This window comes from Pseudoalteromonas sp. MMG005 (assembly GCF_018101015.1).
Lineage (GTDB): Bacteria > Pseudomonadota > Gammaproteobacteria > Enterobacterales > Alteromonadaceae > Pseudoalteromonas > Pseudoalteromonas aurantia.
Window position 1 is genome coordinate 37677 of sequence record NZ_JAGJEK010000011.1, and the last position, 17746, is coordinate 55422.

At 40.5% G+C, this 17746-nt stretch carries 14 protein-coding genes and 3 tRNA genes; 11 read left to right on the plus strand and 6 right to left on the minus strand.

Translation table 11 applies throughout. The features are described 5' to 3' along the window. Window positions 1-441: 441 nt before the first annotated feature. Together J8M01_RS10095 and J8M01_RS10100 are read left to right on the plus strand one after the other, a co-directional pair. Window positions 442-3063 (plus strand): TonB-dependent receptor, encoded by a 2622-nt coding sequence (locus J8M01_RS10095; RefSeq protein ID WP_192506922.1) that lies wholly within the window; start codon window positions 442-444, stop codon window positions 3061-3063. Between the two features lie 204 nt (window positions 3064-3267). Further along, window positions 3268-4830, plus strand: coding sequence for a tryptophan halogenase family protein (locus J8M01_RS10100; protein WP_211057890.1), 1563 nt, complete (start codon window positions 3268-3270; stop codon window positions 4828-4830). Here J8M01_RS10100 and J8M01_RS10105 read toward each other — a convergent pair. Continuing rightward, the gene (locus J8M01_RS10105) at window positions 4827-5501 is read right to left on the minus strand and encodes a DUF6445 family protein (RefSeq protein ID WP_192506924.1); all 675 of its coding nucleotides are present in this window, start codon (window positions 5499-5501) and stop codon (window positions 4827-4829) included. The two genes, J8M01_RS10100 and J8M01_RS10105, sit on opposite strands and share 4 nt — an antisense overlap. A gap of 382 nt (window positions 5502-5883) precedes the next feature. Between J8M01_RS10105 and J8M01_RS10110 the strand changes: the two genes are divergently transcribed. From J8M01_RS10110 to J8M01_RS10135, 6 genes are all read left to right on the plus strand, one after another. Then, complete coding sequence (locus J8M01_RS10110; protein ID WP_192508512.1) at window positions 5884-6594, plus strand: SapC family protein; 711 nt, start codon at window positions 5884-5886, stop codon at window positions 6592-6594. 172 nt (window positions 6595-6766) lie between these two features. Then, window positions 6767-7759 (plus strand): isoaspartyl peptidase/L-asparaginase, encoded by a 993-nt coding sequence (locus J8M01_RS10115; protein ID WP_225738388.1) that lies wholly within the window; start codon window positions 6767-6769, stop codon window positions 7757-7759. A 70-nt stretch (window positions 7760-7829) separates the two neighbouring features. Next, window positions 7830-8258, plus strand: coding sequence for a CBS domain-containing protein (locus J8M01_RS10120; protein WP_192506926.1), 429 nt, complete (start codon window positions 7830-7832; stop codon window positions 8256-8258). Between the two features lie 96 nt (window positions 8259-8354). Then, a complete protein-coding gene (gene hrpA / locus J8M01_RS10125; RefSeq protein ID WP_211057891.1) occupies window positions 8355-12239 on the plus strand; it encodes an ATP-dependent RNA helicase HrpA in 3885 nt (1294 codons plus the stop codon). Window positions 12240-12328: 89 nt separating this feature from the next. Beyond that, entirely contained in the window at window positions 12329-12712 is a 384-nt protein-coding gene (locus J8M01_RS10130; RefSeq protein ID WP_192508513.1) for a response regulator, read from the plus strand. Between the two features lie 9 nt (window positions 12713-12721). Further along, window positions 12722-13012, plus strand: a complete 291-nt coding sequence (locus tag J8M01_RS10135; protein ID WP_211057892.1) for a PilZ domain-containing protein — start codon at window positions 12722-12724, stop codon at window positions 13010-13012. A 59-nt stretch (window positions 13013-13071) separates the two neighbouring features. Here the strand turns inward: J8M01_RS10135 and J8M01_RS10140 are convergent, their stop codons facing one another. Next, window positions 13072-14262: a class I SAM-dependent methyltransferase gene (locus J8M01_RS10140; RefSeq protein ID WP_192506929.1), complete on the minus strand. Its 1191-nt coding sequence runs from the start codon at window positions 14260-14262 to the stop codon at window positions 13072-13074. 118 nt (window positions 14263-14380) lie between these two features. Between J8M01_RS10140 and J8M01_RS10145 the strand changes: the two genes are divergently transcribed. Further along, on the plus strand, window positions 14381-15007 hold the full coding sequence (locus tag J8M01_RS10145; RefSeq protein WP_211057893.1) for an HD domain-containing protein: 627 nt from the start codon (window positions 14381-14383) through the stop codon (window positions 15005-15007). Between the two features lie 9 nt (window positions 15008-15016). Here J8M01_RS10145 and J8M01_RS10150 read toward each other — a convergent pair whose 3' ends face one another. Next, a complete protein-coding gene (locus J8M01_RS10150) occupies window positions 15017-15997 on the minus strand; it encodes an ion channel (protein WP_210996183.1) in 981 nt (326 codons plus the stop codon). A gap of 86 nt (window positions 15998-16083) precedes the next feature. Between J8M01_RS10150 and J8M01_RS10155 the strand changes: the two genes are divergently transcribed. Further along, complete coding sequence (locus J8M01_RS10155; RefSeq protein ID WP_210996182.1) at window positions 16084-16764, plus strand: SprT family zinc-dependent metalloprotease; 681 nt, start codon at window positions 16084-16086, stop codon at window positions 16762-16764. Between the two features lie 36 nt (window positions 16765-16800). Here J8M01_RS10155 and J8M01_RS10160 read toward each other — a convergent pair. The 3 genes from J8M01_RS10160 to J8M01_RS10170 form a co-directional block, all read right to left on the minus strand. Beyond that, window positions 16801-16885: transfer RNA gene (locus J8M01_RS10160), tRNA-Tyr, on the minus strand. 26 nt (window positions 16886-16911) lie between these two features. Continuing rightward, window positions 16912-16996: transfer RNA gene (locus tag J8M01_RS10165), tRNA-Tyr, on the minus strand. Window positions 16997-17019: 23 nt separating this feature from the next. Continuing rightward, window positions 17020-17104: transfer RNA gene (locus J8M01_RS10170), tRNA-Tyr, on the minus strand. Window positions 17105-17216: 112 nt separating this feature from the next. On the opposite strand from J8M01_RS10170, the gene J8M01_RS10175 reads away from it, so the two are divergent. Continuing rightward, on the plus strand, window positions 17217-17738 hold the full coding sequence (locus tag J8M01_RS10175) for a VC2046/SO_2500 family protein (RefSeq protein ID WP_210996181.1): 522 nt from the start codon (window positions 17217-17219) through the stop codon (window positions 17736-17738). Window positions 17739-17746 lie beyond the last annotated feature (8 nt).

Here is a 17746-nt window from a genome sequence, read left to right on the forward strand (position 1 = left end):
ATGAGTATTTTACAGTAAAGGACTAGACAGAAAGAGTATGAGAATCTATAATGACAGCGTTGTCATTGAGAATGGTTATCACCCTTGAACACTTCTGCCAAAGTATTCTCATCTCAATTGACAGTAAAAATCACAATAAATTAGCCCCTTCATATAACCCTTAGTTATAAAGGTCCCCAATTTGAGTAATTTATTACTGCATATTGGTTTTTTATGCTATATTCCCATCGATATTTTGTAACAAAAAATCATACGAAAATTACAGTTTTCATAAAAATCAAAGACTTACCGATATTTGTGACTGTTTTTTGTCTAATATGACAAAAAAGATGTAGCGAATTTGTAATTTACGGTGTATGTTTGTTATTAGATGACAGCGTTGTCATCATCACTGGGCAGAAGTGATTTAAAAAACCAACAATATGATTCAAGGGGAATCCTGTGTTAGCTAATAATTTTAAAAAAAGCTTACTAGCAGTTAATGTCGGTCTTGTACTTAGTGCAGGCGTATCAGGCATAGCTTATGCTGCTGATGAAAATAAAGTTCAAGAAGACGTTGAAGTAATTGAAGTTCGTGGTATTCGACGTTCTTTAAAAGAGTCTGTTAATACTAAACGTTTTGCGAACGGTGTCGTTGACGCTGTATCTGCTGAAGATATCGGTAAATTCCCTGACAGTGATGTTGGCGAAGCGCTAGGGCGCATCCCAGGTGTGGCAGTAAACAGACAGTTTGGTCAAGGTCAACAAGTGTCTATTCGTGGTGCTTCGAACCAGTTAACATTAACAACTTTGAATGGCCAAGCAGTTGCATCAACTGGTTGGTACGATCAGCAAGCGATTGACAGAAGTTTTAACTACTCTCTTTTACCACCTCAAATGATTTCGGGTATCGAAGTATACAAATCTTCACAAGCTGACATTGTTGAAGGCGGTGTGGGTGGTACGGTCAATGTAGAGACGCGTAAACCGTTAGATTTAGACTCAGGCACTGCATTTTTATCAGTAGAAGCTGAGTACTCATCGGAGTCAGACGAAACAGATCCTGGTGTGTCAGGGCTTTATAGCTGGAAAAATGCGGACGAGAATTTTGGTATTTTAGCCGCTGTTGCATTTGAAGATACAACCTATGCACGTCGCGGTAATGAAGCGTCATACGGTTGGTCAGGTGCTGAGTCTGTAAACTACTTCGAACAAGCACGCGAAAGAACGGCTGTTGATTTAACTGCACAATATGCAATTGATGACACATCTGAGCTTGTATTACATTATATGACATTAGAGCTCGATGCGAACAACCACAATAACAGCTTGTTCTTATTCTCTGATACTGAAAACTGTCAACAAACACTAGCAAGTGGTGTATGTACAGTTCGTTCAAATACACGTGATGACTCTGCAGGTAGAACATTCCTTCAAACGTTTGCTCGTTTCGCTTCAATGGAATCAGAAGTTATTGATTTAGCATACAACTTTGAAGGCGATGGCTTTAAAGTAGAAACTCGCATTGGTAATACAACAGCTGAAGGTGGTACAGACCTTACTATTAACCATGCAACTTTTATTGGTACTGGTGCTGATGTTAATGGGTTAGTGTTAGATAACTCGGGCAAAGCTTCAACGGTTAACCTACCAAAAGGTGGTTGGAATATTTCTGAGTATGCAGATGACTGGGATGGTCGAGGCTTACAGTCTTGGGCATCACAACGTGCTCCTAACAAAGATGAAGAAACCTATTTCCAAGTTGATGCTACGTTTGAGTTAGATCACGAATATGTATCAAGTGTGAAAGCAGGTATTCGCTGGACTGACCACTCAGTAGAGAAAAAATCTTACCGTCCAACACATAAAGATCACAACATTATAGACCCGACTCAATATTGGACAGGGTCAGATTCTGCAGGTACGCAAGATATTGGCATTCCTACGCCAGATATCAATGCGATGCGTCAAAATGCAACTGCGTCATTTGACCAGTGGTATGAAGACCGCTCAGGTTTCTCGACAGTCGATGAAGAAAACTTAGCGATTTATGTAATGGCAAACTACAGTGGTGAAAACTACCGTGGTAACTTTGGCGTACGTTATGTTTCTACCGATGCATCTTCAAGCTATTATGCACCAACCCCAGGCAGTGAAGATCCAAACGGAATTGCTCAGAATAATGGTCTTGGCACCAACATCATTAAAGACGAAGGTGATTACAGCGAGTTTTTACCAAGCTTCAACTTAGCCTATGACGTGAATGAAGATACGATTGCACGTTTCTCAATTGCACAAGTAATTTCTCGTCCAAACTATGATGATATGTTTGCGGCTACTGCTATCTCTGGTTACGGTGATACGCAACGTGGTAATGAAGAGTTAACTAAGGGTAACCCTAACCTTAAGCCATATAAAGCGACACAGTCTGATTTAGGTATTGAATATTATTACGGTGATGCAGACATGATTGCCGTGACTTTATTCTATAAAGACGTTAGTAACTTCACCACAACTGATACATTATTGAATCAAAATGTGGGTATTGTTGACCCTGTAACAGGTGAAGACAACTGGCAGGTTAATACGCGTGTTGATGGTACTGGTGGCGATATCTTTGGTGTTGAATTCCAATCACAACATGAGTTAGGTGGTGGGTTTGGTACTATGTTTAACCTGACATATGCTGATGGCTCTGTAGAAGAATCAAACTTTGTTGATGCGATTGGTGAGTTTTCAGATAGCTCTAAGACGACGATCAACGCTGTTGGTTATTATGAAAATGATGACGTATCACTTCGTCTAGCTTATAACTGGCGTTCAGAGTACATGATCCGTGAAACAGGCTTCTACGGAAACCGTCGTCATGATGACTATGGTTCACTTGACCTGACAGCGAGTTATACTGTATCAGAAATGATCACTGTTCGCTTTGCTGGTACAAACTTAACGGGTGAAGATAGCGTACAGTTTGGCGATGCACAATCTCCAGCTGGTTCAAAAGCATCTTTACGTGATGGCTATGCAGCATGGTCATACTCTGCAGATACCCGTTACTCTGTAGCTGTTGACTTCCGTTTCTAGGTCGTAACTTAATAATAAAAACCCTGATCTTTGGTCAGGGTTTTTTTATAGCTGATGAAAAATAATGGTATTTTCTTTCAGTATCAGGGATTGATTTTAATATGATATGGTGAGTTCTTGGTCAGGGTTACTTGATGCAGCTAGCGTATTAGAGCGCCAATATTATAAACGGTAGTGTATTATTTGAAGTAGGTAGTGATAACGATGACAGATAAACAAAACATTAAGCGCATTGTAATTGTTGGGGGCGGGACGGCCGGTTGGTTAGCGGCTTGTCACTTAGCAAAAAAGTTAGAGCCTTTTAAAGACAGTACAATTTCAATTACCCTGGTAGACTCGCCAGATATACCGACCATTGGTGTAGGTGAAGGCACAGTGCCAGTAATGAAAGATACACTGCGCTATTTTGGAATTAGTGAAACAGAGTTTGTGCAAAAATGCGATGTTTCTTTTAAGCAAAGTATTAAGTTTGTTGATTGGGAGGTTGCGCCTAATAAAGGTCAGTCATCATTTTATCATCATATTTTTGACTTTCCTAAGCTTACACCTGTTGATGTTACACCTTATTGGTTGTTAGATAAGACATTGGGCCAAACGCATTTTGCAGATCTTGTATCGGTGCAGTCTCATGCATGTGCGCTTGGAGTTGGTCCTAAGAGACCTAATGATAAAGAGTACACAGGGATTTTTAATTATGCCTACCATTTAGACGCGGGGAAGTTCACACAACTGTTGTCACAGCATGCGATAGAAAACCTGGGAGTGAAGAATGTTAAAGCAAATGTGGTGGATGTTCACACAAATAAGCAGAACTTTATTTCTCATCTCACTACGGATCTTCCTTCAACATTGACTGCTGATATATTTGTTGATTGTACCGGGTTTAAGGCGTTATTGATTGAACAGGCATTGGGAGGTGAGTTTTTAAGTAAAAAAGAGGTTTTATTGACAGACACCGCCTTTGCGATTCAAGTACCTTATGATCACCCAGAACAAACAATTCCTCCATTCACAATATCTACAGCACAAGAAAATGGCTGGATTTGGGATATTGGTTTACAAAGCCGCAGAGGGGTAGGGTATGTTTTTTCAAGTAAGCATCAATCTGATGATGATGCATTACAGACGTTGTCAGATTATCTAAAGCGGCCGCTGACGTATTCTGATGTACGTAAAATAAAGATGAAAGTTGGCTATCAAAAGCGTGCATGGATCAATAACTGTGTCGCGATGGGGTTGTCTCAAGGGTTTGTCGAGCCATTAGAAGCCACTGGGTTACTGATGTTTGATGTGACTGCAAGGGTGTTCGCGAATATGTTACCAGCTCATACTGAGAATATGGCACTGAGTGCAAAGCGATTCAATCAAGACATTTGCCAAATGTGGGAATCAACCTGCGACTTTATTAAATTGCATTATTACCTATCGAAGCGAGACGACTCAGGGTTTTGGAAAGATAATAGAAATAGTGCGTCATTATCAGATGAATTAAAAGAAAAGCTAGAGGTGTGGAAGTATAAAATACCATCACAATTCGACTTCAGATATACAATTGATTCATTTAGGTTAGACAACTTTTTATATGTACTTTATGGAATGAACTTTCCAACGAACTTATCTCATGAAGCAAGTAAATATAAGGATGTAGATAAGCTAAACAAATTAAAATATGAAATAGATCAGGGCGTACTGTTTTGCAAAAAGCATTTGCAGCCACACCGCACTTTATTAGAGCATATTTGTCGCCATGGTATGGCGAAGGGTTAGATATCTTCTCCTAAGGTGGCAAATGTTGTAATGGTTAATCGCCCAGAGCGTAAATCGTTCGCTTTAGGAAGCTGCTGTGGGATACATGCAGAATGGAGTAAGTTACCAGGGTAAGCAACTATCTTTCCAAATTGTGCCGCTTCATAATGCTCGCGCACGAATAAAGGATGAGTGTGTGTGATATATTGTGGGGATTGTGCAGTGTGCGTGTCTATTTCTTTTTTAATGGAGTGAATATAGTCATCATGATTGTGTCTTGAGACTCTATTGATCCCCGTTGATTTATGACTATAAAACCCTGTACCACCAAATTGTGCGTCACACAGATAATGAACGAGAGCGATTTGATTATCCTTTGGTAAATCGAAATGTGGAATTGTTTGAAATGGTTGTAAACTACTCGGCTCTTGTGTAACCAATGCATAATTGCAACTGACGCGTTTTACATTATTTGCTGAATAGTTAAACGGTGTTGAAAGCGCGTCAATAACGTTTTTGATAAAGGCGAAATAGTCATTGTGCACTTTAGCCCATAACCCTGGGTAACTGTTGGTTGGTAACACCCAATCTGGGCGATAATTTGAGGCTGTTTTTAACCACTTTTTGCTGTCAGTTGAGGCATCTATTGTTTTGACCAAAGCATGATTCGTTGAGTTGTTTTGATATTGCAAAATATGCTCCTTTTAATCGTTCGGTTTATTAGCAGGTTGGTATCGTTCAAGTTTGTATAAATACCATGCAAAACAACTCTGTTATCACTTTAAATAAGCGGAATGAATGGTTGAATTTATGTCGCCCAGTATACGATATTTTTTCGAGTGGAGCAGTAAGAAACTTATAACTAAATTGCTTTAAGTGAAACCTAGTTTTATGTTTTTAATCGGGTTTGTGACGAGTATAGAAAGGTAAGTTGATTCATGCTCTTTTCGTTGTTATCGCTAATCATAAATAATTAACGATATTCCCTAAGTTAGGGCTTTCCTTTTCTTTTTAAAACCTTTAGCCTTATGCCAACAAAAAGTAATAAATATGAAAATTGAATGGAGTAATATTATGGCAGAGCAACAAGTGCAGCCTTTACACAACGAAAAACATGCCAACACGAAAGTACAAAATGGCATCAATGTTGATTTCTTAAAATCTCAGCACTTAATGCCAGTTGTTGCGCATGAGTTTGCGCGTGTAGCCACTGAATTTCCAATGGCCTTTGTTAAAAATACAGAATCAGGTCAATTTCAGCCAGTGGCTATGTTTGGCTTGGAGCCGGGCGAAAATTTGTTTGTTGAAAATGGCAAGTGGACATCTGGTTTCGCTCCGTTAGCTGCAACTCGTTACCCATTTGGGCTTGTTAAGCACCCAGAAGAAGATCAATACGGTATTGTGATTGATGAAGCGAGTTCACTGGTTGGTGAAGAGCAAGGTAACGCGTTGTTTAAAGACGGCGAGGAAACGGATTATTTAAAAGCACGTAAAGAAGCATTGGTTAACTTCATTGAGTTTTCACGTGTTACAGAAGCGTTTACACAGTACCTTGCTGATAAAGAGCTTCTTGTACAGCAAACGCTGACAGTAGACATTAAAGGTGAGAAGAAAGATATTAATGGTATCTATTTAGTTGATGAGCGTAAGCTCAATGAACTAAGTGATGAAGAGCACCTTGAGCTACGCAAGCGTGGTTATTTAGCCCCAATTTTCGCTTTTTTAACGTCAACACACCAGGTTGCACGTTTAGCGCGTTTAAAAGCACAGCAACAAGCTGATTAAAAATTCGATTGAATTTAAAAAGCACCGTAAGGTGCTTTTTTTATGCCTTAAGAAAATTGGTCGTGTATAGCTTGCATTAAGATCCGATAAGACGCATGGTCGATATTTTAGCAATGAGTTTTATAATATGAATAAGAAGCCACTCAGTTTTTGTGCTTTATTTGCATCGCTTATGTTTATTGGGAAATTCGCTAGTGCAGCTGAGATGCCTATTGCAATCGCGATACATGGCGGCGCTGGTACCATAGAAAAGAGCAAATTTACACCCGAAAAAGAACAAGCATATAGAGCGAAGCTGCAAGAGGCAGTGGAAGCTGGATACGCTGTACTGGATAAGGGGGGAAGCAGTTTGGATGCCATTACCCAGGCAGTGACTATTCTTGAAAATTCACCGTATTTTAATGCAGGTAAAGGTGCTGTATATACTCATGATGAAGAGCATGAGCTTGATGCTTCAATTATGTTTGGTAAAACACGAGAAGCTGGTGCGGTTGCTGGTGTTAAGCATATCGAAAACCCAATTCATCTTGCTCGGTTAGTAATGGAAGAATCTGTGCATGTCATGCTTAGTGGCCAAGGGGCTGAAGTGTTTGCTCAACAGCAGGGCGTTCAGTTAGTGGATAATAAGGTTTTTGATACACCGCATAGATATAAAGCGCTAGAGCGTGCTAAAGATAAAATGGAAAAAGCAAAACAACAGAATAAAGAGTATCAAGCTGCACACCAATCGTTAGACGTTGAATATAAAGTAGGGACAGTAGGAGCTGTGGCATTGGATAAAAGTGGTAATATTGCAGCAGCTACATCCACCGGTGGTATGACCAACAAGCGCTATGGCCGAATTGGCGACTCGCCAGTTATTGGTGCTGGGACATTTGCAGATAATGCGTCTTGTGCAGTATCTGCAACAGGTCATGGAGAGTACTTTATTCGTTATAATGTGGCTGCTGATATTTGCGCGCGAGTACAATATCAAGGAAAAACTATAGCTGAAGCCGGTAAAACTGTCATTCATGACGTATTGCTGCCAGTGGGGGGGACCGGTGGGGTGATAATTGTTGATACCCAAGGCAACATAAGTATGCCATTTAATACCAGAGGAATGTATCGAGCTAGTAAAACGAATACCCAGCCAACAAAGGTCGGTATTTTTAAACACGACTAAAAATTACAGGCAAATTGCTTGACGCCAGCTATAGTTATGAATGCTGGCGTTTTTTAATGGAGCCGATACCATGCAATCAATTCAAGTAGCAGACTATTTAAATCATCGCCCTGTCACTTTTTCTGCCGATATGCGCATAGAAGCGGCAGTTGAGAAATTATTACAAAGTGGCCAGTCAGGTGGCCCTGTTATCGATAGTAACAAACACGTCCTAGGGTTCTTGTCTGAACAAGACTGTCTTAAGAAAATGCTAGAGGCGACTTACCAAAATGAGTCCCATAGCGTTGTTAGTGATGTTATGAATAGTGATCCTATCTGCGTAGCCCCAACTGACAGTATCGTACAGATGGCAGATCGTATGACAGTAAATGCCCCTAAGCTTTATCCAGTTTGTGATGAGGATGGGCGGTTAAAGGGAGTAATTAGTCGAGCGAATGTACTTTTGGCGCTTGATAAGCACTTACATGATACATATGAGTCGGGGAATCGATACGTGTAACCATCATTTTATATAATAACTGGGCATAATTATGGGCTCAGTTAGATGTTTTTGATACACTACTTCGCGATTTGTATTATATAAAGGTATCGCGAAGTGAGTGTTGGACCGCTGTTTTCTGAACTAAAATCTTGCCTAAAGAAAGATCAATTCATTTTAAAAAAACGCCTTCACGGCACAAAAAAAATTACAGATGAAATGAAGCAAACTAAAGCAGTTCAATCTATTGCCCAAGCGATTGCACGTAGCCAAGCATTGAAACTAGCTCGTATAGAGCAATTACCAGAGGTGACTTATCCAGAGCAGCTTCCGGTAAGTCAGAAAAAAGATGAAATTAAGGCCGCGATAGCTGCACATCAAGTTGTTATTGTTGCGGGTGAAACAGGTTCAGGAAAAACCACTCAGCTACCAAAGATATGTTTGGAGCTTGGACGCGGTATTGATGGCTACATTGGACATACACAGCCTAGACGCCTTGCAGCACGTACTGTTGCAAATCGTATTGCCGAAGAAGTCGGCTGTGAATTGGGCAATGAAGTTGGCTTTAAAATTCGTTTTAGCGATCAAGTATCAGATAACACCTATGTTAAATTGATGACTGACGGTATTTTATTGGCAGAAATACAACAAGATCGTTTTTTAAATCAATATGATACAATTATTATTGATGAGGCCCATGAACGTAGTCTAAATATTGACTTTATATTAGGTTACTTGAAGAACTTGTTGCTTAAACGGCCAGATTTAAAAGTTATAATTACCTCTGCAACTATAGACCCTCAGCGCTTTTCTAAGCACTTTAATGATGCCCCAATCATTGAAGTATCAGGAAGAACTTATCCAGTAGAAGTACGCTATAGACCTGCGGCTGAAACTGCAAATAATGATATCGAAGCACAAAATGATCAATTACAGGGTATTTTTGATGCGGTAGATGAGCTGTGTGATGAAGGTCCTGGTGATATTCTAATCTTTATGAATGGTGAACGTGAAATTCGTGATACCGCTGATGCATTGGCAAAGCGTAATTTACGAGGGGTAGAAGTACTCCCTTTATATGCACGATTATCTAACGCAGAGCAGAACCGAATTTTTGCCGCTCATAGCCAACGACGTATAGTACTATCGACGAACGTGGCTGAAACGTCTTTAACAGTGCCGGGTATTCGCTATGTTATTGACCCAGGGACAGCACGGATCAGTCGTTATAGCTATAGAACCAAGGTACAGCGTTTACCAATTGAGGCTGTATCACAAGCCAGTGCGAATCAGCGTAAAGGTCGCTGTGGACGAGTTGCTTCAGGAGTATGTATTCGTCTGTATTCTGAGGATGATTTTTTATCTCGTCCTGAATTTACGGATCCAGAAATATTAAGAACTAATTTGGCCTCGGTTATTTTACAAATGCTCGGACTCGGACTTGGTGATATCAGTGAGTTTCCTTTTGTTCAGGTACCAGATAATCGTAATATCAATGATGGTGTATCGTTACTGGAAGAACTTGAAGCAGTTTACCCAAGCAAACGTCATCAAGCGACCAAGTTGACACAATCTGGACGGTTATTGAGCCGATTACCTATTGACCCGCGTTTAGCTAAAATGGTATTGAGTGCGGATAAGTTAGGGGCATTACGAGAAGTCATTGTTATTGTTGCTGCTTTATCGATTCAAGACCCTCGGGAACGTCCTTCAGAACGTCGAGGAGCGGCAGATGAGAAACATGCACGCTTTGAGCACCCAGATTCGGATTTCATTGCATTTTTAAACCTTTGGTATTATTTAGAGCAACAGCAAGCAGAGCTTTCCCGAGGCCAATTTCGAAAATTATGCCAGAAAGACTTTTTGGCATATATGCGTATTCGTGAATGGCAAGATATTGTTTATCAGTTAACCTCAGTTGTTGAAGAAATGGGTTTGAAGTTAACAGACAACGAAGCTGAATTGGATAATGTCCATCAGGCACTTTTGAGTGGGATGCTCAGCCATATTGGTTGTAAAGATGAAAAGCAGCATTATAAAGGGGCTAGGAATAGCCAGTTTCACGTGTTTCCAGGTTCAACTTTATTTAAGAAAAGCCCGAAATGGTTGATGTCGGCTGAATTGGTTGAAACCAGTAAGCTTTACGCACGCGTTAATGCAAAAATAGATATTGCTTGGGTGCCTTCGATGGCTCAGCACTTGGTTAAGCGCAGTTATAGTGAGCCACATTGGGAAAAGAAACCTGGGTGTGTGATTGCGTATGAACAACAAACACTTTATGGGCTGATCATTGTTGGCAGGAAGCGCAGTGTGTATAGTCAAATTGACCCTAAGTTATGCCGTGAATTATTCTTAAAAGAAGCTTTAATAGGTCAACAGCTGGGTCAGAATGAAGGGTTCTTGCAATACAACCAAGATTTGATTGATGATATTCAGGTCTTAGAGCAAAAGGCACGACGTCGCGATATTTTAGTTGATGAGCAACAGTTATTTGAGTTTTATGACCAAAAAATCCCTCAAGAAGTAAATACTCGTGCAGCGTTTTCACATTGGTGGAAAGATAAAAAGCACCAAGATAAACGCTATTTACATATGAATAAAGCACAGTTGATGCGCCACGGTGCAGAGCAGGTTACGGAGTTTGACTATCCTGACACTTGGCAGCAAGGTAATATTATTTTGCCGTTGAGTTACCACTTCGAGCCAGGGAAAGCCGTGGATGGTGTCACCGTTAATATTCCATTGGCACTGCTTAATCAAGTCTCAGAGAGTGGTTTTGATTGGCATATTCCCGCTCTTAGGCATGAGCTGATCTGTGGTTTAATTAAAAGTTTACCAAAGGCGATTAGGCGTAACTTTGTACCTGCACCTAATTATGCAGACGCGGTTTTGGCTACGGTTGAACCTTTACAAGGTAATTTGATCGATGCATTGAGTACTAGGCTGTTACGTATGACAGGTGTCAAGGTGGACGCTGATGCGTGGGATTTAACCCTTCTAGATGCACATCTTAAAATGCAATTTCAGGTACTTGGTGATAAAGATGTTGTGCTTGCTCATGGGTTTGACTTGCATGCAATCAAAACACAGTTGCAGGGAAAAGTTGCAGATACACTGTCTCAAGTCGCTGAAAAAGGCATAGAGCAGCAACAGATCATAGAGTGGCAATTTGGAGATTTACCCAGTGAATATACAAAAAAGCAGGGTAGTTATGAGATAAAAGCGTTTCCAGCGCTTGTGGATAAAAAAAGCAGTGCAGCAATTGAGTTGTTTGATAGTCAAATAAAAGCACTGTCAGCACATCAACAAGGTTTACGTCGTTTAGTCTTGTTAAATGTACCATCACCAATAAAATATTTGCAACAGAAGCTCCCAAACAAAGCCAAACTTGGTTTGTATTTTAATCCATTCGGTAAAGTACAAGACCTGATTGATGATTGCATCGCGGCTGGGGTAGATAAACTGTTGCTTAAGTATGGAGATATTCGTAATGAGCAGGCGTTTGAGCATGCAAAAGAGGCAATTCGTGGTGAACTAGGTGATTGTGTTGTTCATATTGCGACTCAAGTTGAGCAAGTATTAAGTGTTGCGCATGCAATTAATAAGCGTATGAAAGGGTCTATTGATTTAACTATGATAACGGCTCATGGAGACGTTAAGTCGCAATTGCAAAGATTAGTATTTAGAGGCTTTGTAACCAGTCATGGCAGTGAAAAACTTGATGATTTGTTACGTTATATGAAAGCAATAGAAAAACGATTGGAAAAACTACCTGTAGATCCAAATCGCGATAGGTTGTGTGTATTGGAGTTAGAAAAAGTAGCGCAAGTATATAAAAAGGCGCAGTCAAGGATACCTAAAGGGCTACCGATTCCCGAGGAATTAGTACATATTTTTTGGATGCAAGAGGAACTAAGGGTGTCATTGTTTGCTCAAACATTAGGAACACCTTATCCAATTTCAGCCAAAAGGATTATGAATGCGCTCAAAGAGTGTGAATAATTTAACTTGAAGCTTGCTTTTTGGGTCAAGCCCATTATTTTAATAAGAGGAATCAATTTTTGGATCTTGAAAAGGAAGTGACACTAACCATGTCCGCAGAGCAAACAAGGAATACCACGCCTCATGTATTGGTTGTGGATGATGAATATTTTAACTATGAAATGCTGAGTATGGCATTGTCTGAGGTGTTTACACTGAGTTATGCAGATTCAGGTAAAAGTTGTTTGTCTAATGCGATAGCGCAGCGGCCAGATGCGATTTTACTTGATGTGTGTATGCCTGGACTGGATGGTTATGATACATGCCGACTGTTAAAAAATACACCAGAAACCAAAGATATACCAGTTGTTATGCTATCAGGGCTTGAAACTGAGCAAGAACAACAGGCTGGCTTTGAAGCAGGGTGTGACGCATATGTGGTTAAACCCTTTTCAATGCAATCCTTATTAGAAAAACTAAAATTAATGGTCTAGGAGTTGGGTATGTTGCACGAAGACAAGCGTCGTTTTATGCGAATGATGGTCAACGCGAAAGCACAAATTAAATTGTTAGAATCTGGGCTGACTTTAGAGGGAATATGTAACGACTTGAGTGCAACGGGGTTATCTATTGAAATCGAAGAACCGATAGAAATGGATACGTTGGTGGAAGTATACATAGATTCAAATAGCAGCTCTACGCCTCCTTTGAACGCGCATGCTAAAGTGGTACGATGTACACAAGAACAAGAAACTGGTTATTTACTTGGGCTTGAGATCACCCAGTTTAATTAAATGTATTAGGTTAAAATTAAAGGGGGCAATAGCCCCTTTTTAGATATTGCACGGATACGTTAATACACTTTACAAACTAAACCTTTGAGGTAAAACCCTTCTGGGTAATTTCCTGAAATAGGGTGATCTGCTGCTTGGTTTAATCGTTCAACAATCAGCAAGTCTTTCCCTGCGTCAAGTGCAGCATCTGCAACCACCTTTTGAAACAAGTTTTGTTCCATTAAGCCTGAGCAAGAGAAAGTCAGTAATGTGCCACCTGGCTTTAATATTTGCATTGCTATCATGTTGATATCTTTATAGCCGCGACATGCTCCGTTGAGTTGTGCTTTACTTTCTGCAAACTTCGGTGGATCCATCACAATGGTATCAAACTGTCGGCCCTCATCACGGTATTGGCGTAACAGTTTAAAGACATCTTGTTTGACAAATTCGGCTCGCGATATGTCGAGTTCATTGTGCTCAACATTACGTTTGGCGATATCGAGAGCGGCTTGTGATACGTCAACATTTATCACATTTTCACAACCGCCTCTTAGTGCGTATAAACCAAAAGTTCCTGTGTAACAAAAGCAATTTAAGACGCTTTTACCTTTTGAAAAACGTTCTAATGCAGCTCGACTGTCTCGCTGATCAAGATAAAAGCCAGTTTTGTGGCCGTTAATGATATCGACTTCTAATTTTAAGCCATTTTCTTCAATGAGTATTGGTTGAGTTGGCGCATCACCCCACAGTGCGCCTGTAGTTTTATCTAAGCCTTCTTTGGTACGAACCTCCACATCAGAGCGTTCATATATCTTGCACTCAGGAAAGACATGACGAAGCGCCATGAGTAAGTCGCCTTTGTGGCGTTCAGCACCGGCACTGAGTAGCTGACAGACTAAATAGTCGTCAAACTTATCAATAGTAATGCCGGGAAGACCATCAGATTCTGCAGCACTAAGTCTAAATCCCGTTAAGCCTCCTTCATTAATCACATGTTGACGAGCATTAAGTGCACGCTCAAGCTTCTTAATGAAAAACTGGGTGTCAATTTGTTCATGTTCATCAAAAGTCCACACGCGGGCTCTGATCTGTGACTCAGGGCTATATGCTGCTGTAGCAAGGAACTTTCCGTCATGACTATATACCGTTACAGTGTCACCCAGCGCAGGCTTGCCTTTTATTTTTTTTATTGCCTTGGAAAATATCCAAGGGTGTTTACGTTTAAGTGACTTTTCTCTACCGGGTTGCAAATAGACCACACTAGACATACAAATTCCTAACTAAATTGAGTACTTGCCATTTTAGTTAAGCCCGTGTCAACATACAATGAAAACACCGTGATTAATGGGTTTTAGGTCAGTTTCATTCATTTTTTAAGAGATTTTTATGCAAAATATAGAAGCGGCATGTCGCGAATTTATGCTAGGGGGTACGTTTGCTGATACTGCGCACGATATAACGCATATTGAACGCGTGGTTAAAGTCGCAAAGCAACTTACCGAAGTAGAAAATGCAGATCTGAGTATTGTGCTTCCTGCAGCGTGGTTACACGACTGCGTGGCCGTGGCAAAAAATCACCCCGATAGAGCAAAAGCATCACACATGGCAGCCGATAAAGCGGTCATTTTTCTGCAATCACAGGGATATGATGATACTAAATTAGCTGCGATACATCATGCGATTGTGGCGCATAGCTTTAGTGCGAATGTAACTCCAATGACATTAGAAGCAAAAATTGTTCAAGATGCAGACCGGATGGATGCATTAGGCGCAATTGGTGTGAGTCGCTGTATGAAGGTTGGGGGAGCGATTGCACGACATTTATATCATCCAGAAGATCCAATGTGTGAATATCGAGAGGCTGATGATAAGAAGTACACATTAGATCATTTCTTTATTAAGCTATTGCATATCGCGGCGCAAATGCACACGGATGCAGCAAAGAGTGAAGCAGCCAAACGCACCGCTTTCATGGAGGACTTTTTGATGAAATTAAAAGAGGAAATCAGTTAAACATATATGCTATCGGGTCATACGTTTAACGAAAACTACCACGAACAGAGCCAGAGAGAAACTGCCAGTAAAAGCTTCAATACTGGCAATAAGTCGAGATATACCAACCGGGGTAATATCTCCGTAACCGAGCGTTGTAAATGTGACAACACTGAAGTAGAAGCTATTGAGTAATGCACTGAGGTTTTCTACGAATGTATTGCTACTGCTCAATTGTATGACCTGATCTTGGTAGCTAATGCCTGTAATAAAGTATAAAACGGCGCAAACGGCGATCATAATTAAGCTAAAACGAATTACATTTTCAGGCTTTTCACCATATCCACAGAGTAAATTTATGGCGCTAGATATCCAGCGTTTCTTGGAGTTTTTAGGGTATTGTTGATGTCGCATACGCAGTTCGTTATACGTATACTTACCCGCCATTTCAAATAATCCTTGTTGCTCTGCAGCTTTTCTTAACAACCGATAAATTTCCTCGGATTGTTGGAACAAGTCAATGGCATCATCTGGCGCTTTTTCTTTGATTGCTTGATGTGCCCGTACTTCCTGCATAAGTTTGTCACCTAGATGTAGGTTATCAATACGGGTATTATCTAATTTAACACCTAACAAATTTGTATTTTCCAGTTTACAGCAATGTAGATTGGCTTCACGTAAATCTGCTTTCATTAAAGAAGCATGCTCAATCGTATTGTTAAATAAATGCGCACCGCGTAAATTAGCTCGGTAGAAATTACCATAAGAAAGATCATATCCATTGTGATCACCAAACTTTACTAAATTAAGCCCTTCGAGATTTGCACGCTTTAGTTCCAATCCTTGTAGTAGACCACCGCGTTTTGCGTACCGTTCAAGCTTTTGAGTGAGCTCTAGTCCACTTTTGTCGAATTTTGCATCATGCCAAAAACAGAACCCTGAACCCATATCAATTTCCTGACATATTTGTCCATCAGGTGATTGATACTGGCAACACGGTTTTGAATTCATAGCTATCTGATCTTTTTCATCATTTACTTATAGGTTAGCAGTTAATTTGCAAGGTAGAATGGAGAAAAGTAAATAATTTTATCGTTATGTTTGAATACCAATTAAAACAAAGCAACCGTCGGCGCAGTATTGCTATAAAAGTTACAGAGGCAGGTGTCGTCGTACATACGCCAATGGGTGTTTCTACGCATCAATTGCATAGCTGGCTGCTAAGCAAACAGAGCTGGGTATTGGCACAGCAGAAAAAACTACAGACTCTGCCTCAATTACAAGTGCCTTGGGTGTCTTCTAAAGTTCGTATTTTTGGAGAGGTTTTCGAGTGCCACTTTCACTCTACGGGTGAAAGTGAAGTTATTCATAATAAACAGACTGTGAATGTGTGTGTCACGCAGCCAAGCAATACGGCAGAGTGCAGAAAGGCGTTGTTGTTACTCTTACAAAGTGAGCTAGAGCGGTATGTCATGTCCGTGTTACCAGCGTTGACTAAAAATATGGGAGTTTGTATAGCGTCGGTGAAGTTTAGAGAGTACAAGAGCCGTTGGGGAAGTTGTTCCAGTAATAAAGCACTGACATTTAATACATTGTTAGTAGGCGCTCATAAAGCCGCTATAGAGTATGTCATTATTCATGAATTAGCGCATTGTCATGTATTGGCACATAATCATGCATTTTGGCAAATTGTTTCACGTTACTGTAGTGATTATCAAGAGCATGTAAGATGGTTTCGGGTAAGTGGCAGAAGTTTGTTTATTTCCAAAGCACAATAAAAGAAGAATAACGGAGTTTTGAGAAAATAAATAAGATGGTGGAGGGGGCTGGATTCGAACCAGCGAAGGCAGTGCCGTCAGATTTACAGTCTGATCCCTTTGGCCGCTCGGGAACCCCTCCATCTTATGGAGCTATCAAAAACAATTTGGTGGAGGGGGCTGGATTCGAACCAGCGAAGGCAGTGCCGTCAGATTTACAGTCTGATCCCTTTGGCCGCTCGGGAACCCCTCCAAATTGTATTTGTTTCGTTGTTATGGTGGAGGGGGCTGGATTCGAACCAGCGAAGGCAGTGCCGTCAGATTTACAGTCTGATCCCTTTGGCCGCTCGGGAACCCCTCCTAAACAACGGCGCTGATAATATCAAAGTTTTTAATTAAGTAAAGAAAACCACTAAAGAAAATGTAAAAAATGCCGATAAATAATTATATTTAGACACAATCGGTGAAACTCTATGCAAATAGGCAGTATTTTAACCAGAGAAGATCAACTTGGCGGAGCACTCTCTGTTAGCGTTAATGAACAACGCCGTGCTGACTTTTCGATGTTATTAGCTATGCTGTCTCAAGATGCACTTGATTTTAGTCAGTTTCACCTACCAGAAGATGAAACAGTAGAATCAGACTTAAGCGAAGATGCGCTCAAAAAAGAGTTTCAAGTTGGCCCAAAACAAAGCTTAGCGCCAGCACAGTTTGATATGCTCATAGGAAAAAATAACGCCGAATCTTTGTCTCGAAGCAGTATGGCAAGTCTGCGCTTAGCTAATTGCCTTGACCCTGAACCTCTGGCTATTCGTGATGATTACAAACATATTCCGTTAATGGTTGTTGATAATTGTGAGTTAGCTGTTAGGCGTAGACTTGAGTCAGAAATACATGGTGGTGTGGCGATCGATAAACCAAAAATGGATGCAGCGGCAATGTACGATCAACTTAATAGTCAAGAAATGCAAAATGCGCTAATGCAAAGCGCATAATGCCATTA